The organism is Azospirillum sp. TSO35-2, from assembly GCF_003116095.1.
Classification (GTDB): domain Bacteria; phylum Pseudomonadota; class Alphaproteobacteria; order Azospirillales; family Azospirillaceae; genus Azospirillum.
In genome coordinates, this window is record NZ_LGRA01000022.1 from 157,506 (window position 1) to 181,887 (window position 24,382).

The 24,382-nt window shown below is 69.7% G+C and carries 23 protein-coding genes; 9 read left to right on the top strand and 14 right to left on the bottom strand.

Going from position 1 to position 24,382, the window contains the following annotated elements; translation table 11 throughout:
- Positions 1 to 89 precede the first annotated feature (89 nt).
- The 3 genes from TSO352_RS30620 to TSO352_RS30630 form a co-directional block, all read right to left on the bottom strand.
- Positions 90 to 2,156 (bottom strand): carbon starvation CstA family protein, encoded by a 2,067-nt coding sequence (locus TSO352_RS30620; protein ID WP_109111066.1) that lies wholly within the window; start codon positions 2,154 to 2,156, stop codon positions 90 to 92.
- Between the two features lie 310 nt (positions 2,157 to 2,466).
- On the bottom strand, positions 2,467 to 4,395 hold the full coding sequence (mutL, locus tag TSO352_RS30625) for a DNA mismatch repair endonuclease MutL (protein ID WP_109111450.1): 1,929 nt from the start codon (positions 4,393 to 4,395) through the stop codon (positions 2,467 to 2,469).
- Positions 4,396 to 4,457: 62 nt separating this feature from the next.
- Positions 4,458 to 4,823: a hypothetical protein gene (locus TSO352_RS30630; protein WP_109111451.1), complete on the bottom strand. Its 366-nt coding sequence runs from the start codon at positions 4,821 to 4,823 to the stop codon at positions 4,458 to 4,460.
- A 377-nt stretch (positions 4,824 to 5,200) separates the two neighbouring features.
- Here TSO352_RS30630 and TSO352_RS30635 point away from each other — a divergent pair, with 377 nt between their 5' ends.
- Positions 5,201 to 5,635 (top strand): CBS domain-containing protein, encoded by a 435-nt coding sequence (locus TSO352_RS30635; RefSeq protein ID WP_247872552.1) that lies wholly within the window; start codon positions 5,201 to 5,203, stop codon positions 5,633 to 5,635.
- 143 nt (positions 5,636 to 5,778) lie between these two features.
- The gene (locus TSO352_RS30640; protein ID WP_109111067.1) at positions 5,779 to 6,987 is read left to right on the top strand and encodes a DUF3095 family protein; all 1,209 of its coding nucleotides are present in this window, start codon (positions 5,779 to 5,781) and stop codon (positions 6,985 to 6,987) included.
- Positions 6,988 to 7,037: 50 nt separating this feature from the next.
- On the opposite strand, the gene TSO352_RS33350 is transcribed toward TSO352_RS30640, so the two are convergent.
- On the bottom strand, positions 7,038 to 7,754 hold the full coding sequence (locus TSO352_RS33350; protein ID WP_158284644.1) for a hypothetical protein: 717 nt from the start codon (positions 7,752 to 7,754) through the stop codon (positions 7,038 to 7,040).
- A gap of 119 nt (positions 7,755 to 7,873) precedes the next feature.
- A complete protein-coding gene (locus tag TSO352_RS30650) occupies positions 7,874 to 8,314 on the bottom strand; it encodes a YccF domain-containing protein (protein WP_109111069.1) in 441 nt (146 codons plus the stop codon).
- 307 nt (positions 8,315 to 8,621) lie between these two features.
- Here TSO352_RS30650 and TSO352_RS30655 point away from each other — a divergent pair, with 307 nt between their 5' ends.
- On the top strand, positions 8,622 to 9,170 hold the full coding sequence (locus tag TSO352_RS30655) for a hypothetical protein (RefSeq protein ID WP_109111070.1): 549 nt from the start codon (positions 8,622 to 8,624) through the stop codon (positions 9,168 to 9,170).
- Between the two features lie 241 nt (positions 9,171 to 9,411).
- Entirely contained in the window at positions 9,412 to 10,134 is a 723-nt protein-coding gene (locus tag TSO352_RS30660; protein WP_109111453.1) for an alpha/beta hydrolase, read from the top strand.
- A 98-nt stretch (positions 10,135 to 10,232) separates the two neighbouring features.
- On the opposite strand, the gene TSO352_RS30665 is transcribed toward TSO352_RS30660, so the two are convergent.
- Both TSO352_RS30665 and TSO352_RS30670 read right to left on the bottom strand, forming a co-directional pair.
- Positions 10,233 to 10,928 carry a response regulator transcription factor gene (locus TSO352_RS30665; protein WP_109111454.1) on the bottom strand — a complete coding sequence of 232 codons (696 nt, stop codon included), beginning with the start codon at positions 10,926 to 10,928 and terminating at the stop codon, positions 10,233 to 10,235.
- Positions 10,929 to 11,190: 262 nt separating this feature from the next.
- Positions 11,191 to 11,871 (bottom strand): response regulator transcription factor, encoded by a 681-nt coding sequence (locus tag TSO352_RS30670; protein WP_109111455.1) that lies wholly within the window; start codon positions 11,869 to 11,871, stop codon positions 11,191 to 11,193.
- Positions 11,872 to 12,388: 517 nt separating this feature from the next.
- Here TSO352_RS30670 and TSO352_RS33685 point away from each other — a divergent pair.
- Entirely contained in the window at positions 12,389 to 12,562 is a 174-nt protein-coding gene (locus TSO352_RS33685) for a hypothetical protein (RefSeq protein WP_199231790.1), read from the top strand.
- Positions 12,563 to 12,642: 80 nt separating this feature from the next.
- On the opposite strand, the gene TSO352_RS30675 is transcribed toward TSO352_RS33685, so the two are convergent.
- From TSO352_RS30675 to hflK, 3 genes are all read right to left on the bottom strand, one after another.
- Positions 12,643 to 14,157 (bottom strand): DegQ family serine endoprotease, encoded by a 1,515-nt coding sequence (locus TSO352_RS30675; protein ID WP_247872602.1) that lies wholly within the window; start codon positions 14,155 to 14,157, stop codon positions 12,643 to 12,645.
- 341 nt (positions 14,158 to 14,498) lie between these two features.
- Positions 14,499 to 15,434 (bottom strand): protease modulator HflC, encoded by a 936-nt coding sequence (hflC, locus tag TSO352_RS30680; RefSeq protein ID WP_109111072.1) that lies wholly within the window; start codon positions 15,432 to 15,434, stop codon positions 14,499 to 14,501.
- 13 nt (positions 15,435 to 15,447) lie between these two features.
- Positions 15,448 to 16,707, bottom strand: a complete 1,260-nt coding sequence (hflK, locus tag TSO352_RS30685) for an FtsH protease activity modulator HflK (protein ID WP_109111073.1) — start codon at positions 16,705 to 16,707, stop codon at positions 15,448 to 15,450.
- Positions 16,708 to 16,879: 172 nt separating this feature from the next.
- On the opposite strand from hflK, the gene apbC reads away from it, so the two are divergent.
- Complete coding sequence (gene apbC, locus TSO352_RS30690) at positions 16,880 to 18,034, top strand: iron-sulfur cluster carrier protein ApbC (protein ID WP_109111074.1); 1,155 nt, start codon at positions 16,880 to 16,882, stop codon at positions 18,032 to 18,034.
- Positions 18,035 to 18,240: 206 nt separating this feature from the next.
- On the opposite strand, the gene TSO352_RS30695 is transcribed toward apbC, so the two are convergent.
- Together TSO352_RS30695 and TSO352_RS30700 are read right to left on the bottom strand one after the other, a co-directional pair.
- A complete protein-coding gene (locus tag TSO352_RS30695; protein ID WP_109111075.1) occupies positions 18,241 to 19,491 on the bottom strand; it encodes an Hsp70 family protein in 1,251 nt (416 codons plus the stop codon).
- A 124-nt stretch (positions 19,492 to 19,615) separates the two neighbouring features.
- On the bottom strand, positions 19,616 to 20,599 hold the full coding sequence (locus TSO352_RS30700; RefSeq protein ID WP_109111076.1) for an SDR family oxidoreductase: 984 nt from the start codon (positions 20,597 to 20,599) through the stop codon (positions 19,616 to 19,618).
- Positions 20,600 to 20,825: 226 nt separating this feature from the next.
- On the opposite strand from TSO352_RS30700, the gene TSO352_RS30705 reads away from it, so the two are divergent.
- From TSO352_RS30705 to TSO352_RS30715, 3 genes are all read left to right on the top strand, one after another.
- A complete protein-coding gene (locus tag TSO352_RS30705; RefSeq protein WP_247872553.1) occupies positions 20,826 to 21,047 on the top strand; it encodes a sulfurtransferase TusA family protein in 222 nt (73 codons plus the stop codon).
- A gap of 81 nt (positions 21,048 to 21,128) precedes the next feature.
- Positions 21,129 to 22,358 (top strand): DUF2478 domain-containing protein, encoded by a 1,230-nt coding sequence (locus TSO352_RS30710; protein ID WP_109111457.1) that lies wholly within the window; start codon positions 21,129 to 21,131, stop codon positions 22,356 to 22,358.
- Between the two features lie 39 nt (positions 22,359 to 22,397).
- Entirely contained in the window at positions 22,398 to 22,730 is a 333-nt protein-coding gene (locus TSO352_RS30715) for a DUF1244 domain-containing protein (protein WP_109111077.1), read from the top strand.
- Between the two features lie 48 nt (positions 22,731 to 22,778).
- Here TSO352_RS30715 and TSO352_RS30720 read toward each other — a convergent pair whose 3' ends face one another.
- Complete coding sequence (locus TSO352_RS30720) at positions 22,779 to 23,405, bottom strand: glutathione S-transferase family protein (protein ID WP_109111078.1); 627 nt, start codon at positions 23,403 to 23,405, stop codon at positions 22,779 to 22,781.
- Between the two features lie 94 nt (positions 23,406 to 23,499).
- Complete coding sequence (locus TSO352_RS30725; RefSeq protein ID WP_247872554.1) at positions 23,500 to 24,177, bottom strand: ABC transporter substrate-binding protein; 678 nt, start codon at positions 24,175 to 24,177, stop codon at positions 23,500 to 23,502.
- Positions 24,178 to 24,382: the final 205 nt, after the last annotated feature.

Consider the following 24,382-nt stretch of genomic DNA (forward strand, 5'->3'; position numbering starts at 1 on the left):
GTGGGTTTCACGCTTTTGCTGCCCGCCGCGCCGTCATCCCTGCGCAACGTTGCAGGGATGACGGGCGGGCATCGTCACCGTCGCTGGGATCAGTCTCCGGCTTCGGCGACGACGCCGGTCGCCGGAATTTCCCGCGCGGTCGGGCGGTCGCTCTGCAGCGCCTGCAGACAGGTCCGAACGGCAAAACCAAGCACCGCCAGCACCACCAGGACGAACAGCGCGGACAGCCCGGCGTCGAGGTAATCGTTGAAGATGACCTGGCGCATCTGCTCCATCGACTTCGCCGGAGCGAGGAGCCTGCCCTCGTCGGCGGCGGTGCGGAAGCGGTCGGCATGGGCGAGGAAGCCGATCGCCGGGTTGCTGTGGAAGACCTTCTGCACGCCCGCGGTGAGGGTGCAGATCAGCAGCCACGCGGCCGGCACCATGGTCACCCAGGCGTAGCGTTCGCGCTTCATCTTGAACAGCACCACCGTGGCCAGGATCAGGGCGATGCCCGCCAGCATCTGGTTGGAAATGCCGAACAGCGGCCAGAAGGTGTTGATGCCGCCGAGCGGATCGACCACGCCCTGGTAGAGGATGTAGCCCCAGGCGGCGACGCACAGCCCGGTCGCGATCAGGTTCCCGGCCCAGGACGCGGTCTGTTGCAGCGGCTTGAAGAACACGCCCAGCAAGTCCTGCAGCATGAAGCGGCCGGCGCGGGTGCCGGCGTCGACGGCGGTCAGGATGAACAGGGCTTCGAACAGGATGGCGAAATGGTACCAGAACGCCATCATGCTCTTGCCGCCGAACAGCTCGGAAAAGATCTGCGACATGCCGACCGCCAGGGTCGGGGCGCCGCCGGCGCGCGACAGGATGCTCACCTCGCCGACGTCCTTGGCCGTCTGGGTGATCATCTCGGGCGTGATGACGAAGCCCCAGTTGTTGATCACCTGGGCGGCGGCCTCGGCGGTGCTGCCGAGAACCGCGGGCGGGCTGTTCATGGCGAAGTAGACGCCGGGCTCGATGCAGGACGCCGCCACCAGGGCCATGATGGCCACGAAGGATTCGGTCAGCATGCCGCCATAGCCGATGAAGCGGGCCTGGAGCTCGTTCTCGACCATCTTCGGCGTGGTGCCCGAAGAGATCAGGGCGTGGAAGCCCGACACCGCGCCGCAGGCGATGGTGATGAACAGGAACGGGAACAGGCTGCCCGACCACACCGGACCGGTGCCGTCGATGAAGCGCGTCATGCTCGGCATCTTCATCGGCGGTGCGACCAGCAGGATGCACAGCGCCAGCACCACGATGGTGCCGACCTTGAGGAAGGTCGACAGGTAGTCGCGCGGCGCCAGCAGCAGCCACACCGGCAGCACCGACGCCACGAAGCCGTAGCCGATCAGGATCCAGGTGATCTGGATGCCGGTCAGCGTGAACAGCGGCGCCAGGGTCTCGCTCTGGGCGACCTGGCCGCCGAGCAGGATCGCGGCGATCAGCAGGAAAAAGCCGATGACCGAGATCTCGCCGATCCGGCCGGGGCGGATGAAGCGCATGTAGAGGCCCATGAACAGCGCGATCGGCACGGTGGCGGCGACCGTGAAGAAGCCCCATGGGCTGTTCGTCAGCGCCTTCACCACCACCAGGGCCAGCACCGCCAGGATGATCACCATGATCATGAAGGTGCCGAACAGCGCGATCACGCCGGGGACGGCCCCCAGCTCGGACTTGATCAGCTCGCCCAGCGAGCGGCCGTCGCGGCGCATCGAGATGAACAGGATCATGAAGTCCTGCACCGCCCCGGCGATCACGACACCGGCGAGAATCCACAGCATGCCCGGCAGATAGCCCATCTGGGCCGCCAGCACCGGGCCAACCAGCGGGCCGGCTCCGGCGATGGCGGCGAAATGGTGGCCGAACAGGACGTATTGGTTGGTCGGGACATAGTCCAGCCCGTCATTGTGGCGGGCGGCCGGCGTCGGCCGATCCGGGTCCAGGCGCATGACACGCTTGGCAATGAAGAGGCTGTAGTAGCGATACGACACCAAATAGGTGCAGACGGCGGCCACCACCAGCCAGAGTGCGTTGATGGTCTCACCTCTGGCCAACGCGACGGTGCCGAGCGAAAACGCACCCAGCACGGCGACGACCAGCCATGGCGCGTGGTTGACGATGCGGGACATGCAGGCTCCTCCCCAACGATCCATTATCGCTGAACAGTACGATTGCCCTGACAAAAAGTACGGGAAGCAAACATAACTGTTGCTGAATCAGAGCGGCAAATCATCACCCCAAGTGGCCGGGGCGGAAAGGGGAAATCAACTGGCTATGACGAAATGCGGCGGACACCCGAGATCTCATGAAAATGGGCGGGTGCCCGCCGGTGTGTCGTCCGAAGACGTGGCTTGACCTTTGCCTTAGCTTGTCCAGCCTCAGCTTTCATCGCGGCGCGACACGCCGTCGCAAGGCAGCCCTTCCACCCAGTCCGCTCCGCTACCGCCGCCCGAACAACCGCTCGATGTCCGTCAGCTTCAGCTCCACGTAGGTCGGTCGGCCGTGGTTGCACTGGCCGCTGTGCGGCGTCGCTTCCATCTGGCGCAGCAGGGCGTTCATCTCGTCGATCGACAGGGTGCGGCCGGCGCGGACCGAGCCGTGGCAGGCCATGGTGGCGCAGACCTCCTCCAGGCGTTCCTTCAGCGACAGGGTGTCGCCCAGTTCGGACAGCTCCTCGGCGAGGTCGCGGATCAGGTTCTTGACGTCGGACTGGCCGAGCAGGGCCGGCACCTCGCGCACCATGACGCAGCCTTGGCCGAACCCCTCGATCACCAGGCCTAGCTCGGCCAGTTCGGCGCTGCGGGTCAGCAGGCGGTTGGCCGAGGGCTCGTCCAGTTCGATCAGCTCGGGGATCAGCAGGGCCTGGCGCTTGACGCCGCCCTCCAGCAGGGCGGCCTTCATGCGTTCGTAGACCAGCCGTTCGTGGGCGGCGTGCTGGTCGACGATGACGATGCCCTCCCTGGTCTGGGCGACGATGTAGGTGGTGTGGACCTGCGCCCGCGCCGCACCCAGCGGGTGGCTGTCCAGCGGCGCTGAGTCGGCGGCCGGGGCCGGGCGGTATTCCGGTGGGCGGGCCGCCGGGGTGAAGCCGCTGAGGCGGCCTTGCAGCGGCGGCAGGCCGGTCTGCAGCGGCGCCTGGAAGGCGGCCGACCGCTCGGCAAGGCCGCGCGGCACCGGCGCCGGGCTGTAGGAGCCGCCCCAACCGCCGGACCCGCCGCCGCCATGCGACCGGTTGCCGTAGGGCAAGGGGGAGGGGGTGAAGCCGCCGGCGCCCGTCCGATCTGCCGCTGCACCGTCTGCCGAGTCGCCGTCCGGCTCGGGACGCAGCGCGCCGAGCGTCGCCAGGCCGACGGTGGTGGAGGCGCGGTGCCCGGCCTCGGCCAGCGCGTGCTTCAGCGAGCCGACGATCAGGCCGCGCACCAGCCCCTGGTCGCGAAAGCGCACCTCGGCCTTCGCCGGGTGGACGTTGACGTCGACCTCCTGCGGGTCGATGTCGAGGAACAGCGCCAGCATCGGGTGGCGGTCGCGCGGCAGGAAATCGGCGTAGGCGGCGCGGACGGCGCCGACCATCAGCTTGTCGCGTACCGGCCGTCCGTTGACGAACAGGTGCTGGTGCTTGGCGGTCGGGCGGTGCAGGGTCGGCAGGCCGATCCAGCCGGCCAGCGCCACGCCCTCGCGCTCCGCCCGCACCGGCACCGCGTTCTCCTGGAAATCGCGGCCCATCAGCGCGCCCAGCCGGGTCAGCCGGGCGTCGAGCAGGTCGCCCTGCGCCGCGCTCAGCCGCAGGCCGCCGCGCCCGCCGTCGGACAGGGTGAAGGCGACGCCGGGATGGGCCATCGCCAGCCGTTCCAGTCCATCGGCGATGTGGTCGTATTCGGTGCGCGCCGCCTTCAGGAACTTCAGCCGGGCCGGCACCGCGGCGAACAGGTCGCGCACCTCGATCCGCGTCCCCTGGGCGAGCGCCGCCGGCTGCGGCGCGCCCTTGGCGCCGGCGTCGACGGTCAGGCTCCAGGCGCTGTCGGCGCCGCGGGCGCGGCTGGTCAGGGTCAGGTGGCTGACCGCGCCGATCGACGGCAGCGCCTCCCCGCGGAAACCGAGTGAACGGATGTCGAGCAGATCGTCGCTCGGCAGCTTGGAGGTGGCGTGGCGTTCGACCGCCAGCGCCAGCTCGTCGGCCGTCATGCCGCAGCCGTCGTCGGTGACGGTGATCAGCGACTTTCCGCCGTCACGCGCCACCACGTCGATGCGGGTGGCGCCGGCGTCCAGCGCGTTCTCCACCAGCTCCTTCACGGCGGCGGCGGGGCGTTCGACCACCTCGCCGGCGGCGATGCGGTTGACCAGGGTTTCGGGCAGCATACGGATGGGCATGCCCATACATATAGTGGCCCGCCGCCGCCAAGACCACCAACTTCGGCGTTAAAGTGGGGCGCTCAGACGCCCTTCCAGGCGCGGATGTAGTCGATCAGCTTGCGTTCGTAGAAGGGCTGCGGGCTCTGGTAGCGGGCGACGAGGCCGGTCTGGTCGTTCAGCTTCACCACCAGCCCGCGGCAGACGACGTCGACCGGGTCGTTGCCCAGATCGAAGATCATGCGGAAATCGAACTGCTGCTTGGCGATCAGGTCGCCGTCGTAAGGGCGTATGCGGAACGAGCCGAGCGCGAACTCCTCCGGCACATAGTCGTGATGGTCGATCACGATCTTGGGCGCGTGGGCCGGGCGCTCCTGCCGGGCCGGGCCGGCGGCACTGGTCCCGGCGGACGTCTTGGTGCCCCCGGAGAATTTCGACAGCCAGGACATGAACGGCAACGCCCCTTTATTCGAAAGCCTGACGCTGTGGTGATGCGCACCGACAGTTTCGGGTGTATTTGGTTTCATAACGGTTAATGGTCCGGCAGGCCGGTGCAACCGAATAAATTTTTGTGCCAACTGAAGGCGAAGACAACGCAGCCGAGCGGAAATGTCGCATGTCCATGCGGCATGGCGAACCTGCTTCAGACTTTCGCATGACAGCGTGTGCGGTTACGCTGGTCTGGTTTAGGATTTTCGAATTGCATGTCTTATCTTCGCATGCGCAGGCATGAGCATCCGGTGGTCTTCGCAGGTGCGAACACTTTGATCGGGAAGACTCCGGCCGGTTCCTGAACCCGCGCGCAGCCCTGGGGGGAGGAAGCATCATGATGACACGTTCCGTGGGTGAACTGATCGGCCGGCACCGGGTGGTGGCGCTGCCGCCGACGGCAACGGTGCGCGAGGCGGCACGCCGCATGAAGGCGGAGCATGTCGCCTCCGTCATCGTCACCGATCCCGAACGGCACGCCGCCGGCATCTTCACCGAACGCGACCTGACCGACCGGGTGGTCGCCGACGGGCTGGACCCCGACACGACGCAGCTCGACGCGGTGATGACCCACTGCCCGGTGACCACCGGCCCCGACGTGACGGTCGCCGACGCCCTGCGCCGGATGTCCGACAACAACCTGCGCCATCTGCCGGTGGTGGTGAACGGCGTGGTGGTCGGGCTGGTGTCGATGCGCGACTTCGTCGGCGACGAGCTGGCGCTGTTCGACCGCGAGAAGGAGCGGATGGACAGCCTGAGCGAACGGCTGTGACCGGAGGGTTGTGACCACGGGGCTCCGCCCGGCGGCGATCCAGGCTGCCCCCGATAGGGCAAGGCCGGCCGCCGTGTTAGGCTGCGGGCGGCCGGATCCCCACCGGATCCGGCGCCCCCCGCCCCGCCGAGGGAGGAGTCGCCTTGCCCCCATTGCCGGTGATCCGCGACTTCGCCGCCGAGGCGTCGGATCCCAGCCGCTATGCGGCGCTGGACGGCGACTGGTGGCTGGCGGTGGCCGACGTCACCGGCAGCACCCGGCTGGCCGGGGAGGGGCGTCACCGCGACGTCAATTTCGTCGCCGCCGCGGTGGTCGCCGTGCTGACCGCGGCGGTGCGCCGCGGTGACGAACCGGTCGCCTGCCAGTTCGGCGGCGACGGCGCCATCGCCGCCGTGCCGCCCGGCCGCGCCCCGGAGGCCCGCGCGGCGCTGGAGGCGCTGGGCCATTGGGCGGCCACGGTGATGGACGTGCCGCTGCGCGTCGGGCTGGTCCCGGTGCGGGCGCTGCTCGACCACGGGCTGGAGGTGCTGGCGGCGCTGCATGATTTCGGCAACGGCAACAGCTTCGGCCTGTTCCTGGGGGCCGGGGTGGTGGCCGCCGACGCCTGGGTCAAGGAGGACGTGCGCTGGCGCCTGACGCCGCGGCCGGGGCCGTTGCCCGGTCTGGACTCGGTGTCCTGCCGCTGGAACCCGGTGCCGCCGCGCCGGGGCACCGTGCTGTGCGTGATCGTCGATCCGGTCGCCCCGGGGCCGGCCGGGCTGCTGGCGCTCGCCGATGTGCAGCGCGCGATCGAGGCGGTGGTGCCGACCGTCGGCGCCGCACCGCTGGGCCACGGTGAACGGCTGGAGGCGCGCTGGCCGCCGGCGTGGCGCGCCCTGCTGATGGAGGCGCGCGGCTCCAGCGGGGGTGGTGGCTGGCGCGACCGGTTCGGCCGGATGGCCGGGGCGCTGGTGAAATCGGCGGTTCTGGTGCTGCTGCTGAAGCTCGGGCTGACGCTGCCGAGCTTCGATCCGCAGCGCTACCGGCGCAGCATGGCCGAACGGTCGGATTTCCGCAAATCGGCGGGCGGGCCGCGGCTGGTGCTGGACGTGACCGGGCTGGAGGCGGCGGAGATCGAGGCGCTGCTGGCCGACGCGGCGGCGGCCGGGGCGATCCGCTACGGCACCGCGCGGGCCGATGCCACCACCATCACCTGCCTGGTCGGCGATGTCACGGCCGACCGCCACGTCCATTTCGTCGACGGCGCCGGGCTGGGATTCTGGCGGGCGTCGGTGATGCTGAAGGCGATGAAGGCCAGGGAGACGGCGCCGGAGATGCTAGCCGCCGCCCTGGCCCCGGTCCCGCCCGGCTGAGGGGCGGGCGCGGCCGGAGCCGGAACGGTGGCCGAAGGTGGTCGGACGTCTCACGCCGTGACGTCGACGCCTTGCGATCCGCGCGGCACGAGGCTGGCGAACAGCTTCTGGGCGCTGCCGAGGTCCCCCGAACTCAGCGCGCTGCCGAGATCGCTCAGGTTGCTCTTCAACGAGTCCAGGAACGAGTTCGCGCTGGTGCCGGACGTGCTGCTGGAACTGGAGGAACTGCTGTCACTGTCGCTGTCGCTGCCGTTCTTGAGCAGATCGGCCAGCGCCGACAGCGAATCCTGGGCGCCCGACACGTCGCCGGACTGCAGGGACTGGGCCAGGCTGCCGACGGCGCTGCCCACCGCGTCGGATCCGCCGGCCCCATCGGGGGGCGGGCCGTTCGGCGGCGGACCACCGGCACCGCCGGGACCGCCACCGGGACCGCCGGCGCCGCCCGGGCCGCCGCTGGGCGGGCCGTTCTGGGCGAACGCCTGCTGGACCTGACTGACGTCGCCGCTCTTCAGCGCCTCTCCCACGCTGGACAGCAGTTTGGACAGCGGGTCGCTCGAACTGCTGGTTGAGCTGGTGGAACTGCTGGTGCTCTGCTTGTCGGACTGCAGCTTTGACAGGGAATCATAGGCGGACTGGGCGGCGGTCAGGTCACCCGACTCCACCGCCTTCTTCAAGCTGTCGATCCCCTGCCGGATTTCCTTTCCCGGGCCTTGCGGCCTCTGAAAGGTCTGGCCGACGGCCGACGAACTCACCATGGAAACGGACATGGCACTCTCCAACGGATAGCCTCACAAGAGGCAGTACGTTGGAGAGTGGGTGCTCCTGCGCGCGTCCGGGCCCCTATTTCCCGGTTTGCCTAAAATTGTCGGGATTCCGGGATCCGTGGTCAGATCCGGCTCATCGTCCGGCGGCGGTCGGCGTCGTCGGCGGGCACGATCTCGGTGCCGACCGGCCACAGGGCGAGCAGCGCCAGCTTCAGGTGGGCCCAGGCGAAGGGCAGGCCGATGATGGTGATGGCCAGCCCCACCGCGGCGATCAGATGGCCGATCGCCAGCCACCAGCCGGCCAGCACGAACCACACCACGTTGCCGATGAAGCCGATGGCGCCGGTGCCCAAGTCTTCGCGCCCGCGGAACTCATCACGCCGCACGGCGGTTTGTCCAAAGGGGAGCAGCGTGTAATGGGCGATGGTCAAGGCGGATCGCGCCCAGGGCAGGCCGATGATGGACAGCGCCATCAGGGCCGCGGCGAACAGCCAGCCCAGCGCCATCCAGACGCCGCCGGTGACCAACCACAGCACATTGAGGAGAAAGCTGAGCACGGACATGACAGGAACCCTCCCTTTCGCCGCAGATGTGGGGACGGGCATACCGCCTGCCTAGATGGGGACCCTCAAAGGGGTTGCCCGAAAGACAGGGTGCCCGGATGCCGAATGCGTCGGCGGCTGCCCCTTACCGCTGGCGCGAAAGGGCGGGTCGGTCGATGCTTTGGTGCCTTGAACCGGATCCGCTCGGTCCACAGATCCAGCAACAGGCTTTAGGGATGGGCATCAAGACGAGGTTTCCGGACGGGTCCTCCGCCGACACCACCGCCGACGGACCGCCCGCCTCCGGATCACACGGATCGGAGGCCGCATGAACGAGGCTTTGAACACCGACGCCGGCGCCGAGTCGCCGAACGTCCCGCGCGAAGGCGAATCGCTGTCGCCGGTGGTCGCCGCCATCCTCGGCACCGCCGTCGCCGCCGCCGCCAAGCGCGGGGGCACGGGCGACGTCGTCCGCGGGCTGATCGCCGGCCTGCGCATCCTGCGCGCCACCGTCGAGGAGGAGGCCGGCTACACCATGGCCGCCGCGGTCGACAACGCCATCCGCACCCGGCTGCTGGCCGACAACCTGTCGCGGTTGCGGGTGACCGGGCATGAGCCGGAGGCGGTGCCGCTGCCGGATCCCGGTCCGGGCGCCACGGCCGCCGCCGCCATCTTCGAAAGCGCCGCCGAATCCTGCCTGACCGTCAACGCCCACGCCGAGGACAACGGGCCGCTGGAACACGCGGTCTTCGCCTTCACCGCGCAGTTGCTGCAACAGTTGGGCGGCGCCCCGGAATGGCGCAGCCTCGCCGGCGAGCTGCGTCGCCCGATGGTCGACGGTCCGGACGGCGAGGATGTGGAGGTGACGCTGCACTGAGGTTCCGGCCCGTCCGGCGTCCGGACGCCGGTTGCGGCCGCTGCGGACCGGCACCATTTTGCCGGGCTTTTGAGGCGTTTCAGCGGCGGTTGAAACCATTTGCGGACAGGGCGGTATCCGGGGCCGTGTTAATGTTTGTGCCCGAATTATCGAACGGGACGAAGCGCTTCCGGCTTCGTTAGGGTTGGGTTCGGCGATGGGGCAGTCCCATCGCGGAACGCCAGCGCCGGGGATCCCGATCGTGTTCTTTCACACCCAGCCTTCCACCGTCCGCAGCGGACGGGCCGAGTCCGCCCGCCGTCCGGCGACGGGACTGGTCCCGGAGGGCGCGGAGCCGCGCGCGGCCAATTCCGGAGCGATGGGCTCCGGGGCCATGGGCTCCGCCGCCGGCGACCGGGCCGGCGATCCATGGGGGCGGCGGGTGATCTTCCTCCATCCCGGAAAGGGTGCCTGGTGGCGCCTGCTCGACCATGTGCCGGCGGGGCAGGAGTGGCTGACCATCCCGGCCGCCGCCTCACCGCTGCGCCTGACCTCCCTGCTGGTCGAACGCAACGGGCGCAAGCCGGTGCTGGTGGCGGGCGCCGTCACCGCGGCGCTGGCGATCGCGGCGGCGCTGGACCATCCGGACGCGGTCGGCGGGGTGATGATCATCGACGATGTCGGCGCCGAATCGCCGCTGCGCCGGCGCTGGAACACGCTGGCCGCCCGCTTCGGCCGCGTGGTGCCGGACGCGTTGGGGGAGCTGGAAGCGGAATTGGCGGCGGTGAAGGTTCCGGTGACGCTGATGCAGGGCAACGACCCGGTCGACCTGTTCGAACGTCTGGAAAGCGGGCTGACCGGCTGCCGGACCCTGACGGTCGTCGCGGTGCCCGGCGCCGCGGCCGTGCGTCCGCGCACCCATGCCGGGGAGTTGCGCGGCGCGTTGGCGGCGCTGGTCGCCGCGGTGGAACGCGCCAGCCGGTAGGACGCCATCCGGAAAACGCCGTTCGGGAAACGCTGGCGGCCGCGCTGGACAGAGCGCGGCCGTTTCGATTCAGGACGTCCTGCAGGAAGGGGAGGGCGCTAGAGGCTCTGCGCCGTCAGCGCCGCCTGGGTGCGGTTGCGCACCCCCAGATGCCGGAGGATGGCGGTGACGTGGACCTTCACGGTGCCCTCCGTCAGCCCCAGCTCGTGGGCGATCTGCTTGTTGGATTTGCCGTCGCGCAGGCGGGCGAGCACGTCGCGCTGCCGGGGCGTCAACTGGTCGCCGTTCGCCGACAACAGCGCGGTCGAGTCGTCGAGCGGATCCGAGCCGCCATGGCCACCCGAGCCGTAGCCGCCCGATCCGTGCCCGCCGCCATGGCCCTGGTCCAGGCGGTCGCTGCCGCGGATGGCCTGTTCGGGCAGGTAGATGCCGCCGGCGAGCACCAGTTGCAGGGCGCCCAGCAGCACCTTGGCGCTGGAGGATTTGGGGATGTAGCCGGCGGCGCCATTCTCCAGCGCGGCCAGCAGGTCGGATCGCTTCTCCGACCCCGACACCACCACCAGCAGGGCCTTGGGCAGGTTGGCGTGGATGTCGCCCAGCGCGGAAAAACCGGTCCAGCCCGGCATGCCGAGATCGAGCAGGATCAGGTCATAGGACCGCGACCCGTCGCACAACGCGCGCACCTCGTCGTAGGTGCTGGCCTCGAAGAAAGTCATGTCGGCGTCGAATTGCGCCAGGAGCCGGCGCAGACCGTCGCGGAACAACAGGTGATCGTCGGCGATCAGCACGTTCATCGCGGGCATTTCCAGAGGGTTGCGGCGATGGGCCGCCGGGATGGCGGCATCGGCCCTGTCGATCACATAGTCACCGCCATTTTCGCGCTGTAGTGCGCTTTTGGTCTTAGGCCGGTTCCTCTATGCCCGCTTCGGTACCGCCCGCCGGCCGCCCGGCCTCGGATGGATGAGGCGGGCGGCCCATCGGCGGAACGGAACGACGCTCGGGCGGAGCAGGACGGAACGGGCGCGTGACGGGCGGCGGAACCGCCCGGGGGGCAACTCAGACGGTGGCGGCGACGCCGGTTTCGGCGGCCTGGTCGCCGATGCCGTTGTTGAGCGCCCAGATCGCCGCCTGGGTGCGGTTGGAGGCGTTGATCTTGCGCAGCAGGCTCTTCAGATGGACCTTCACCGTCGCCTCGGTGATGTTCAGGTGGTTGGCGATCATCTTGTTGCTGTCGCCGTTCAGCAGGCAGCGCAGGATCTGCACCTCGCGCTGCGACAGGCCCTTGCGCGACACCGGCATCTCGGTGCCGTTGCCGTTGACGCGGCCGGAGATCAGCAGGGCGGCCAGATGGGTCGGGAACACCTTCTCGCCCATCATCACCAGCTTCAGCGACTGGGCCAGCGCGTCGGACGACAGGTCCTTCATCAGGTAGCCGTCGGCCCCGGCCTCCAGCGCGTTGGCGAGGCGGCGGGTGCACAGGTCGCTGGTCAGGATGACCATGCGGGTGTCGGGCAGCAGGGCGCGCAAACGGCGCATCCCTTCGGCTTCCTCGTCACCACCATTCTGCAGGTCCAGAAGAAGAAGCTGCGGCTTCAGGCCGCTTTCGACCGACGCCAGCGCTTCGCGCAGGTTCCCCGCCTCGGCTCCGATCTGGAAAGGCGAATCGTCGAGCAGGCGCTTCAGCCCTTCGCGAAACAGCTTGTTCGAGTCGATGAGAAATGCGCGCACTGAGTCCATGGTCCGCTCCCGCGTTGGATCGATCGTCATGACGTCGTGTTGAAAAAAGGCCGTGTTCCTGAGGAATGCCCCGACGCATTGGCGATGCGGCGATTACCCCACGATTGCTTCGGCAGGCCGTTATTTAGGGTGAGGTTACCCCCGTGTCGTGTCCTACGGTACCACTCTCAGGGGTTAAAAGAAGAACGCATTTGGCATATGCGCTAAGCTTCACCACGATTGCAGGTACCATAGATATCACAAGAGCGAACATTTCTGTGATCGAACGCGTTAACTGTCCTGTTAACCACCACTTATTTGCGCGAAACGGCGCGCGATAGGAGAATTCATTCGGGGGACTGTACCACCCGATTGTAGCCGTGGCTGTCGGCGCGATGATGACCGGCGATAACCCGGATGGGGGTATGCGACCTTCGACATAGCCTCGGAACGCGCCGGCCGTCGTACCGCTTGACCCGCGACAAAAGGCTGTGCGCTGCTGCTGCGACCGGCGTGACGACGGGAAGCGAGGGGTGGGATGGGCTGGCAGATCATCGGCGCCGCGATGGCCGGTTATCTGGTGCTGCTGGGGCGCAGCGCGTGGAAGCAGGGCGAGTTCATCCTGTTCCTGCGCAGCCTCGCCATCGTGCTGGGGCTGTGCGTCCTGCTGGCCGGGGCGGTGGCGCTGGCGATGCTGCTGGACACCGCCTGAACAGGAACCATGGGCCTGAAACAGAAAGGGCGCCGGCGGTTTCCCGCCGACGCCCTCTTTGCGTGATAACGCCGCGCGGATCAGCTGAGCGGGATCGCCACGAAGCGCAGGTCGCCCTTGCGGTCGACCAGCAGCAGGACGGACTTCTTGCTCTGCTCCTTGGCCTTCTGGACCTTGGCGGTGACGTCCTCCGGCTTGCGGACCTCTTCCTGGCCGACTTCGAGGATGACGTCGCCGGCGCGCAGGCCCTTTTCGGCGGCGGTGGAGTTGCCGGCCACCTCGGTGACGATCACGCCCTTCATCTCGGGCTTGATCTCGTACTGCTGGCGCAGTTCCGGGGTGATGGTGGTCAGCTTCATGCCGAGCGTCTCGGTCGGCTTCTGCGCCGGCGCCTTGTCCTTCGGCGGCTGCTTGTCCTCCGGACCGGCGGCGAGCAGGCCCTGCTCTTCCGCAGCCTCCAACTCGCCGACCTTGACCTGGATGGTCTGCGCCTTGCCCTTGCGCCAGACCTCGACCGGGACGGCCTTCTCGATCGGCGATTCGGCGACGACGCGCGGCAGGCGACGCATCTCGTCGATCTCCTTGCCGTCGAACTTGGTCACCACGTCACCGGCCTGGATGCCGGCCTTGGCCGCCGGACCGTCGGTGGTGACCGAGGCGACCAGCGCGCCCTTGTGGCCGGGCAGGCCCAGGCTCTCGGCGATCTCCGGCGTGACCGCCTGGATGCGGACACCCAGCCAGCCGCGGCGGGTCTTGCCGTAGTCCTTGAGCTGCGCCACCACCTGCTTGGCCATGTTGGACGGAATGGCGAAGCCGATGCCGACCGACCCGCCCGACGGCGAGAAGATCGCGGTGTTGATGCCGATGACCTCGCCGTTCAGGTTGAACATCGGGCCGCCGGAGTTGCCGCGGTTGATCGACGCGTCGGTCTGCAGGAAGTCGTCGTAGGGGCCCGCGTCGATGTTGCGCTGGCGCGCCGAGATGATGCCGGCGGTGACCGAGCCGCCCAGCCCGAACGGGTTGCCGATCGCCAGCACCCAGTCGCCGACGCGCATGGCGTCGCTGTCGCCGAACGGCACGGCGACCAGCGGGTGGCTGGTCTTGATCTTCAGCAGGGCGAGGTCGGTCTTGCTGTCCTTGCCGACCAGCTCGGCCTTGATGTTGGTGTCGTCCTGCAGGATGACGGTGATCTCGTCGGCGTCCTGGACGACGTGGTTGTTGGTGACCACGTAGCCGTTCTTGGCGTCGATGATGAAGCCGGAGCCCAGCGAGGTCGCCTTGCGCTGCGGCTGGTCCTGCTGCTGGCGGTCGAAGAAGTCCCGGAAGAAGTCCTCGAAGGGCGAACCCGGCGGGAACTGCGGGATCTCCGGCCGCTGGCCCTGCGGACGCTGCTGCTGCTGCGGCGCGTTCTGGCTGGAGGAGATGTTGACCACGGCCGGCAGCAGCTTTTCGGCCAGATCGGCGAAGCTGCCGTTGGCCGCGCGGCCGGCCGCCACCGGAGCCGGGGCCCCGGACGGGACGGCGGCCTGTGAGGCCGCCTGGGCCTGGACCGGAGCCGCAAGGGTGAGGGCGCTTCCGACCGCGACCGACGTCATCCCCCACAGGAGAGCGGCGAACAGGGGCCGGACGCCCGCCTTGCGGCATGGCCGTCCGAGGGTCGCGACCTCGGCCGCGGCGCCACGCCCAGCGGGTTCGAATTTTGGCATGCGAATCAACGTACTCTCCCTACCAGACGTCCGGCCGGTTCCATGAACGGGAGCGGCCGCCCCAGTGTTGGGCCATGAGTATGGCCGCAAAGTGGCGTTCCGGTCCAGCGAAGGCCGCCGACGACGACGGATCGACACCAAGGCCGGTGACGCCACCGTCAAAGCTGTAGGCCGGGTCGAGACTGGAACTCAACCCGGCCGAACGGTTTAGTGCCGAACGATCGGCCCGGTCACTGCGCCGGAGCCGGCGCCGCTTCCGCTGGCGCCGGAGCCCCGGCCGGCGACCGCGAGGCCGGCGCCGCCTGCGGCCCCGCCCCGTTGAAGTAACGGAAGAACTCGCCGTTCGGCGACAGCACCATGGTGGTGTCGTTGCCGTTCAGCGCCTTCCGGTAGGCCTCCAGCGAGCGGTAGAAGCCGTAGAACTCCGGATCCAGCGAGGTCGCCTCGGCGATCAGCTTCAGCGCGGTGTTGTCGCCTTCGCCGCGCAGCACCTGCGCGTCGCGCTGCGCCTCGGCGATGATGACCGTGCGTTCGCGTTCGGCGCGCGACTTGATCTGCTGCGACTGCTCCTGGCCCTGGGCGCGGGCCTCGGCCGCCTCGCGTTCACGCTCGGAGCGCATGCGGGCGAAGATCGACTGGCTGGTCTCCTCCGGCAGGTCGGCGCGGCGGATGCGGACGTCGACGATCTCGATGCCGAAGCGCTTGGCCTCGTCGTTCACCTGACCCTTGATGTCGGTCATGATGCGGGCGCGTTCGTCCGACAGGACGGCCAGCACCGTGACGTTGCCGAGCACGCGGCGCAGCGCCGAGTTGACGATGGAGTTCAGCCGCGTTTCGGCCACCGCCTCGGTCCCGGCGGTCTGGTAGAAGCGCAGCGGGTCGTGGATGCGGTAGCGGGCGAAGGCGTCGACGTCCAGGCGCTTCTGGTCGGCCAGGATCACCTGCTCCACCGGCGGGTCGAGGTCGAGCACGCGGCGGTCCAGGATGCGCACCTCCTGGATGAAGGGGATCTTGAACTTCAGGCCGGGGTCCTGGATCACCCGGCGCGGTTCGCCGAACTGAAGGACCAGCGCCTGCTGCGCCTCGTTGACGGTGAACAGCGACGACGAGACGATGATGCCGAGCGCGACGATGCCGACGCCGATGGCGATGAGGGTGCGGTTCATGATGCGTGCCTCCTCACTGGCCGGACTGCGACAGGGATTGCGACAGCGGCTGTGTCTGCGTCCCGCCGCGCGACCCCGATGACGAGCCCGCCGGTGCTCCCGACGTCGGGCCGCCCGGCTGCGCCGGACGCGGCGCCGGGGCGGCGTTGGCCGGGGCGTGCGGGGCGATCTGGTTCAGCGGCAGATAGGGCACGACGTTCTGCGCCGAGCCATCGACGATGATCTTGCTCCGGCCGCGGAGGATCTCCTCCATCGTTTCCAGATACATGCGGCGCGCCGTCACGTCCTTGGCCAGGGCATAGGCCTCGTACACCTTGCGGAAGCGCTGGGCCTCACCCTGGGCCAGGCTGACCACCTGCTCGCGGTAGGCCGACGCCTCCTGCACCAGCCGTTCGGTCTCGCCGCGGGCGCGCGGGATGATGTCGTTGCGGTAGGCCTCCGCCTCGTTGCGGGCGCGTTCGCGGTCGGCGCGGGCACGCTGCACGTCGTTGAAGGCGTCGATGACCGGCTGCGGCGGGTCGGCCTTCTGCAACTGCACCTGGGTGATCTCGATGCCGGCCTGATACTCGTCCAGCATGGTCTGGAGCAGCTGGCGGGTCGAGGTTTCGATCTGCTGGCGTGCCTCGGTCAGGGCCGGCTGCAGGTCGGTGCGGCCGATCACCTCGCGCATCGCGCTCTCGGCCGCCTTCTTCACCGTCACTTCCGGCTCGCGGATCTTGAACAGGAAGTTGCCGGCGTCCTTGATCACCCAGAAGACGGTGAAGTCGATGTCGATGATGTTCTCGTCGCCGGTCAGCATCAGCGACTCGTCCGGCACGTCGCGGTCGTTGCGACCGCCGCCGACGGCCGAGCGGTAGCCGACCTCGATCCGGTTGACGCGCGTCACCTTGGGCAGCAGCACCGTTTCGATCGGCGACGGCAGGCGATAGCGCAGGCCGGGCTGTTCGGTGCGGGTCCATTGGCCGAAGCGCATGACCACGCCCTGCTCGTCCGCCTCGACCCGGTAGATGCCGCTGGCCAGCCAGATCAGCGCCAGCACGCCGACGACCAGCGCCGCGCCGCGCCCGCTGCCGACGCCGCCGGGCATGGCGCGCCGAAGACGGTCCTGGCTCCGCCGCAGAAGATCCTCAAGGTCGGGAGGCTGCGGACCGCCGCCGCCCCCATTGCCCCCCCCGCCCGAGGGACGTCCCCACGGGGTACCCGGGCCGTTGTTGCCCGGCGGGGGACCCCAGGGGCCGCCACCGCCACCCCCGCCCTGATTGTTCCACGGCATACGCGTCTGTCCCCCTTCTGCGATTCGTCCCACAGGGCGGAACGGCGAGGCCGGGCGGCCCTGCGTCCCTTTACCAACCTCGTCCGTCGGTCCTATAGTCCCCCATACCCTTCGGCAAGGATTCCACCAACGGATATCCGCCAATATCGGGAAGATAGCGGAGTTTTCAACCATGGCGCAGATCAGCGAAGCTCAAGTCATGCAGGCGCTGAAGACCGTCATCGACCCGGACCGGGGCGCTGACATCGTCAGTCTGGGCATGTTGTCGGGCCTCGTGGTGCGCGACGGGCATGTCGCTTTTTCCATCGAGGTGGACCCCAAGCGCGGGGCCCAGGCCGAACCGGTCCGCCACGCGGCGGAGAAGGCGGTCGACGCCCTGCCCGGCGTCCTGTCGGTCACCGCGGTGCTGACCGCCCACCGCGCCGCGCCGCAGGCGGCGGCGCAGGGACAGGGGCACGGCCATGATCACGGCCACGGCCACTCCCATGGCCAACCCCAGGGGGGCGCCGCCCAGCAGCAGAAGCCGCTGGTCCCCGGCGTGAAGGCGATCGTCGCGGTGGCGTCCGGCAAGGGCGGCGTGGGCAAGTCGACCACGTCGGTCAACCTGGCGCTGGCGCTGGCCGCCAACGGGCTGAAGGTCGGGCTGCTCGACGCCGACATCTACGGCCCGTCGATGCCGCGCATGATGGGCATCTCCGGCCGCCCCAACAGCCCCGACGGCAAGCGGCTGGAGCCGATGGAGAATTACGGCATCAAGGTGATGTCGATGGGCTTCCTGGTCGCCGAGGACACGCCGATGATCTGGCGCGGGCCGATGGTGATGAGCGCGCTGCAGCAGATGCTGCGCGACGTCAACTGGGGCACCCTCGACATCCTGGTCGTCGACATGCCGCCGGGCACCGGCGACGCCCAGCTGACCATGGCGCAGCAGGTGCCGCTGGCCGGCGCGGTCATCGTCTCGACCCCGCAGGACATCGCCCTGCTCGACGCCCGCAAGGGGCTGAACATGTTCCGCCGCGTCGATGTCCCGGTGTTGGGCATCATCGAGAACATGAGCTATTTCTGCTGCCCCAACTGCGGCCACCGCACCGACATCTTCAGCCACGGCGGCGCCCGCAAGGAGGCCGACGATCTGGGCATGGAGTTCCTGGGCGAAATCCCGCTGCACCTGTCGATCCGCGAGACGTCCGACCAGGGCCGGCCGATCGTCGTGTCGCAGCCGGAGTCGGAGCACGCCAAGGTCTACCGCGGCATTGCGACGCGCCTGTGGGAAAAGATCGGCGGCGGCACCGGCGGCCGGGCGGCGCCGCGGATCGTGGTGGAGTGAGGGTGCTGGGGGTGGGGGGCATGCCCCCTCCCCATCCCTCCCCCGCTCTCGCGGGAGAGGGGGCAGGAGCTTTGCGGGAGTTCAGCGGAGTTCCCTCCCCCGCTCTCGCGGGAGAGGGGGCAGGAGCTTTGCGGGAGTTCAGCGGAGTTCCCTCTCCCGCGAGAGCGGGGGAGGGTTAGGGAGGGGGCACCCGCGCAAACACCCCCTCAGCCATAGCGCCGCTGCGCCTCCACCGTCAGCCCCAGGCCGACGGAGCCGAAGATGTTGCCCTCGACCACCCGGGCATCCGGCGCCTCGGCGAGGATCGCGGCGCGGACCTGGGGCAGCAGGGTGGAACCGCCGGTCAGGAACACCGCATCGATGCGGTCGGCCGTCACCCCGGCGTCGGCCAGACACTCCCGGATGCGGGTGCCGATGCGGGCGGCCAGCGAGCCGGTGGCGCGGTTCAGCGCCGGGCGGTCGACCGCCAGCGCCAGCGCGCCGTCGCCCCAATCCAGACCCAGCTCCGCGCTCTCGTGGTCGGACAGCGCGATCTTGGTGCGCTCCACCGCCATCGCCAGCGCGTGGCCCTGGCGGTGCTCGACGACGCCGATCAGCCGGTCGATCTTCTCCGGCTCGGCGGAATCGCGCTGGAGGCGCTCCAGCTCGGCCATCGCCTTGGCGGTGTAGAGGAAGTTGATCTTCGACCAGGTCGCCAGATCGAAATAGAGGCTCTTGGGCGCCAGCAGGCCGGCGCGCTTCATCGCGCTGCCGTGGCCGAGTTCCGGCATGGCGGTGGCGAGGCTGAGGTCGCGGTCGAAATCGGTGCCGCCGACGCGGATGCCGTCGTTGGCCAGGATGTCGCCGGCGCGGTCGGGCTTGCCGCGGCGGTCCGGCCCGATGCGCACCACCGAGAAGTCCGAGGTGCCGCCGCCGATGTCGGCGATCAGCGCCAGTTCCTCCCCCGCCACCTGCTGCTCGTAGTCGAGCGCCGCGGCGATCGGCTCGAACTGGAAGGAGACGTGGCGGAAGCCGGCGGCGCGGGCGATGGCGCCCAGCGTCTCTTCCGCCGCGGCGTCGCCGGCCGGGTCGCCGTCGACGAAATGCACCGGGCGGCCGACCACGACGTCGCCCAGCTCGCGCCCCAGCGCCTGCTCGGCCCGCGCCTTGACCCGGTCGAGGAAGGTGCCGATCACGGCGCGGAAGCTGATGCGGCCCTTGCGCAGCGCGGTGTCGGCGTCGATCAGGTCGGTGCCGAGCATCGACTTGATCGAGCGCATCAGCCGCCCCTCGACGCCCGAGACGTAGCCGTCGATGGCGCCCTGGCCGATGGTCACCCGGTCGGTCTCGAAATCGAAGAACACCGCGGTCGGCAGCGTCGTGCGCGCGCCGTCGAGCGCCAGCAGCCGGAAGCCGCCGGCATCCTGCACGCCCAGCGTCGTGTTCGAGGTGCCGAAATCGAGTCCGCACGCCGTCATGTCCCGCCTCCTGCCCGGATGTCCGGCGACGGGGCCATCCGCCGCACCGGAAAAGGGGCGAGCCTATAACGGCTCCCGCCCGCCGGATCAAGCGGGCGTTGGCATGAGGTGCGGGCGCCGACCGTCACGGATGCCGCACGGCGCCTCCGCCCAGCGGGCGGCTGGCCAGCAGCACCGGCAGCAGGAACAGCGTCAGGTTGGTCCAGGAGAACCCGCGCTTCGGCTTGGGCGTCCGCCAGCCGCCGCTGGTGCCCTGGTGCTCCGGCATGGTGGCCAGCACGCCGCCGGAGGTCGCCGGGGCCGAGCGGTTGGTGAACATGTCGCGCTCGATGGTGTGGGCGATGGCGCGCTCCACCAGGGACGGCGCCATGGCGTTGCCGACGGCGGCCAGCCGCCCCTCCGCCCCGACGAAGACCTCGCGCTGCGGGCTGTGGACCAGCGCCAGGATGGCGGCGGCGACCTCCTCCGGCGGGTGGACCGGGTTCATCGGCTTGACCGCGCGGCCGGTGTAGTTGGCGGCGTGCTGCCACAGCGGGGTGTCGATGGCGGCGGGCAGCACCATGCTGACATGGATGCCCGGCTCGTCCACCAGCTCCTGCCGCAGCGATTCGGTGAAGCCGCGCACCGCGAACTTGGCCGCGGCGTAGGCGGTGGCGTAGCGCTGGCCGATGGTGGCGACCATCGAGGCGTTGTTGATGATGATGCCCTCGCCACGGTCGAGGAAATGCGGCAGCACCGCGCGGCAGCCATGGACCGTGCCGAAGAAATCGGTGCGCACCACCTGCTCGAACACGTCGTCGGGGGTGTCCTCGAAGCGGCCGAGCGCCAGGACGCCGGCGTTGTTGATCCAGATGTCGATGCCGCCGAAGGCGTCGATCGCGCGGTCGGCCAGGGCCTGCATGGCGCGCTGGTCGGTGACGTCGGTCGGCACCACCATCGCCCGCCCGCCGGCCTCCACGCACTCCTCCGCCACCTCGTGCAGCGCCGCCATGCGGCGGGCGGCCAGCACCACCGCCGCGCCCTGGCGCGCGAACTCCAGCGCGGTCGCGCGGCCGATGCCGCTGGACGCCCCCGTGATGACCACCACCTTGTCGAGCCGCTTCGCCATGACCGCTGTCCTTTCGTCGAAATTCCACCGTCTTGCGCCGGACAACAGCGCGGGCGGCTGAAGATCGCGCCTTCCGGCCCGGTCGCAGCCACCGGGGTGCGGCATGACAGGGCCGGCGGAGGCCGGGGTGGAGAAGCGGCGGTGAACCGGCTACAGTCATAGCGCCAGTGTGGTCTTCATCCTCAACCAGTACGGAGCGGGCGCGGTGCCGGCGAGAGAGCTTGACGTGACGGGGCTGCATTGCCCGCTGCCGATCCTGCGCACGCGCGCGCTGCTGGACGGCATGGCGCCGGGGGAGGAGCTGGTGGTCTACGCCACCGATCCGGCCTCGGTCATCGACTTCCGGCACTTCTGCAACACGACCGACAACGCGCTGCTGTCGCACGAGACACGGCCGGACGAGACCCACACGGCCGTGTTCGTCTACCACATCCGCCGCGGCGGCTGAGGCGCCCCCTCCCCCACCGTTCCCGCTTGCCGCCCCCCCTGTCGTCCCAGGGGCTGTTCCCCGCGCGAAAGGACCATGGTCATGCCGCTGCCCCCCGCCTTCCCGCCGCCGCTCCGCCCCGGCGCGGTGATCCATGGTCCGGGCTCGTACGGGGTCGACGCGCTGCTGGACGGCTTCACCGCCGAGTTGACCCGGCGCGGCTTCCGCGTCGGCGGTCTGGTCCAGCGCAACCACGGCCCCGGCGACGACTGCGCCGAGCGGATGGAACTGGTCGACGTCGCCACCGGCCACGCCTACGACATCACCCAGCGGCTGGGGCGGGAATCGCAGTCCTGCCGCGTCGATCCGACCGGCGTCGCCGAGGCCAGCCAGGCGATCCGCCGGGCGGTGGCGGAACGCGTCGACCTGCTGGTCGTCAACAAGTTCGCCGGTCTGGAATCGCACGGCGACGGCCTGTCGGACGAGATGCTGACCGCCATCGCCGAGGGCATCCCGCTGCTGACCAGCGTCGGCAGCCGCTATCTGAACGAATGGCAGACCGCCACCGGCGGCTTCTGCGAGCTGCTGTCGCCGGTGGAAGACGCGCTGTGGCGCTGGTGGGGGCCGCAGCGGCTGTACGACGATCTGGTCAACGGCGTCGCCGACACCGCCGTCCGCCGCGTGGTGACCGGCGCCAAATGGGTGCTGGTGGAAACCGACGCCGGGCTGGGCGTCGCCGCCCGGCAGGGCGATTCCGAGCTGGCCGCCGCACCGGAGCGCTGGGCCGGGCGGTCGTTGCGCGACCTCGCGGCGCTGGCGGCGCGGTCGTGGGACCCGCTGGAGATCGCCGTCGGGGTCGCCGCGCTGAATGCGCACTACAACCACCCCGGCCTGACCGGCGCGCCCGGCAACGGGCTGGACCTGTTCGCCAAGGTCGAGGGGCGGGTGGTGGTGGTCGGCGGCTTCCCCCAGGTCGCCCAGCGGATGCCGCGCGCCCAGGTGATCGACATGACCCCGCGCGACGGCGAACACCCGGAGGCCGCCTGCGACTGGCTGCTGCCGGGGGCCGACGCGGTGGCCGTCACCGCCTCGGCCTTCGCCAACCGCACCCTGCCCCGCCTGCTGCGGGTGTCGGCCGGGGCGCGGGTGGCGATGATCGGCCCCGGCACGCCGCTGACCCCGCGCCTGTTCGACTACGGCATCGAATCGCTGGCCGGCTTCGTCGCCGAGGACCGCGAGGCGGTGGTCCGCACCATCGCCGCCGGCGGCGGCTCGCGCGATTTCCACCCGTTTGGCCGGATGGTCACGCTGCACCGGCCGCACCACTCTTAAAGCAGCACCAAGCAAGAAAACCGGAGGAGTAGAGACACCATGGCCGATCTGGACCACCAGACCCGCATCGAGCTGGAAGCCGCCGCCTTCCGCGGCCTGGTCGAGCATCTGCGCAAGCGCACCGACGTGCAGAACATCGACCTGATGAACCTCGCCGGCTTCTGCCGCAACTGCCTGTCGAAATGGTACGCCGCCGCGGCCAAGGACCGCGGCGTCGCCCTGTCCGACGAGGACGCGCGCGTCGCCGTCTACGGCATGCCCTATGCGGAGTGGAAGCAGAAGCACCAGAAGGACGCCACCCCCGAGCAGCAGAAGACCTTCGAGGACACCAAGCCGCTGCACGCCGAGATCAGCGGCCACACGGCGCGGTGATAGGACGGGTATGAACAGGCCCCCGCCCCAGCGGGCGGGGGCCATGTCTCAGGCGCTCACCGCGAAGGGCTGCACCACCGCCTGGAATTCCGGCAGCGCCTCGCACGCGTCGGCGTGCGCGGCCAACGCGGGCCAGCGGCTGCGGTCGAAGACGCCGGGGTGGGCTTCGCCGACGAAGCGCAGGGCGCAGCCGACCGCGATGTCGGGGTGGCCGATGCGGTCGCCGAACCACCAGGGGCCGGGGCGCGCCGCCCGGTCGGCCTCCAGCGCGTCGAGCACGGCGCCGATCTGGCCGGTGCAGCGCTCCACCCACAGGGCCGAGCGGTCCTGGTGCAGCACCCGTTCGTAGACCAGGCTGACCGCCTTGTCGGCAAGGCCGGTCGCCAGCGCGCAGACCTTCAGCGCCCGGCGGCGGTCCGGCCCCTGGCGCGCGATCAGCGCCCGTCCGGCGCCGGCGACCTCGTCGAGATGGTCGAGGATGGCGCCGCTTTCGATCAGCACCTCGCCGTCGTCGAGCACCAGCGTCGGCACCCGCTTCAGCGGGTTGAAGCGCGCGACCTCCGCCGCGTCGGAAAAGACCGACCAGGGGCGATGCTCGTAGGCGATGCCGTAGAGCCGCAGCGCGATGGCGACGCGGCGCACGAAGGGCGAATCATACTGTCCGATCAGGATCATCGTCGGGTCCCGCGGTGAGGGGTGGCGGTGAGTGCAGACCTGCACACCGATCCTACATCGGATTTGTCCCGATGCCGCATTCTTGCGGTGCGCCTCAGTCCCGCGCCACGATCGGGGTCAGCTTGTAGCGGGCGGCGATGCTTTCCAGCCGGCCGTCCTGCTTGATGTGGGCAACGAAGGCGTTCACCCGCTCCAGCCACGCCGGGTCGCCGGGCGCCACCGCGTAGGCGTAGGGGGTCGGCTGCACCGGGACGTCCGGCACGATCAGCCGCGCCCAGGGCTGGAACGCCAGCATGCGCTGGCCGTAGGGATAGTCGGTCAGGAAGGCGTCGGCGCGGCCGGACTGCACCTCCTCCTCGCGCTCCTGCGGGCGGTTGACGGCGACGATGCGGGCGGAGGTCATCGCCTTGCGGGCGTAGCCTTCCATGTAGGTGTCCTTCTGGACGACGACGACGTTGCCGGCGCGGTCCAGATCCTCCCAGCGGCCGATCTGCCCGCTGGCCTGGGAGGTCACCGCGTAGATGCCGCTGCGCAGGTAGGGCTGGCTGAACGCCACCTTCGCCGCCCGCGCCGCGGTGGCGCCGATGGCGAACATGCCGATGTCGCAGCGATCGGCCAGCAGATCATCGATGAAGCGCGGAAAGCTCGATTCGACATAGGCGACCGCCACGCCCAGATCGCCTGCGAAGGCCGCCGCCAGCTCGACGTCCAGCCCCTCCAGCACGCCGGTGCGCGGGTTGCGGAACGAGATCGCGTAGTATTCGGGCCACATGCAGACACGAAGTTGCTTTGATTCCGCAATTTTCTGAAGATGTCCATCAACGGCCGTGGCCGGCGCCGCGGTCCCCGGCAGAAGGAGGGACAGAGTTGCCAAACCGATTGCCCAGCCGATGCGCGTCGCCATGTCACACCTTTCGTTGCACTGCCGCCATTGGTCTTGCTTGCAACGCAGCAAGGTTTTCGCGCGGCGCCTGCAT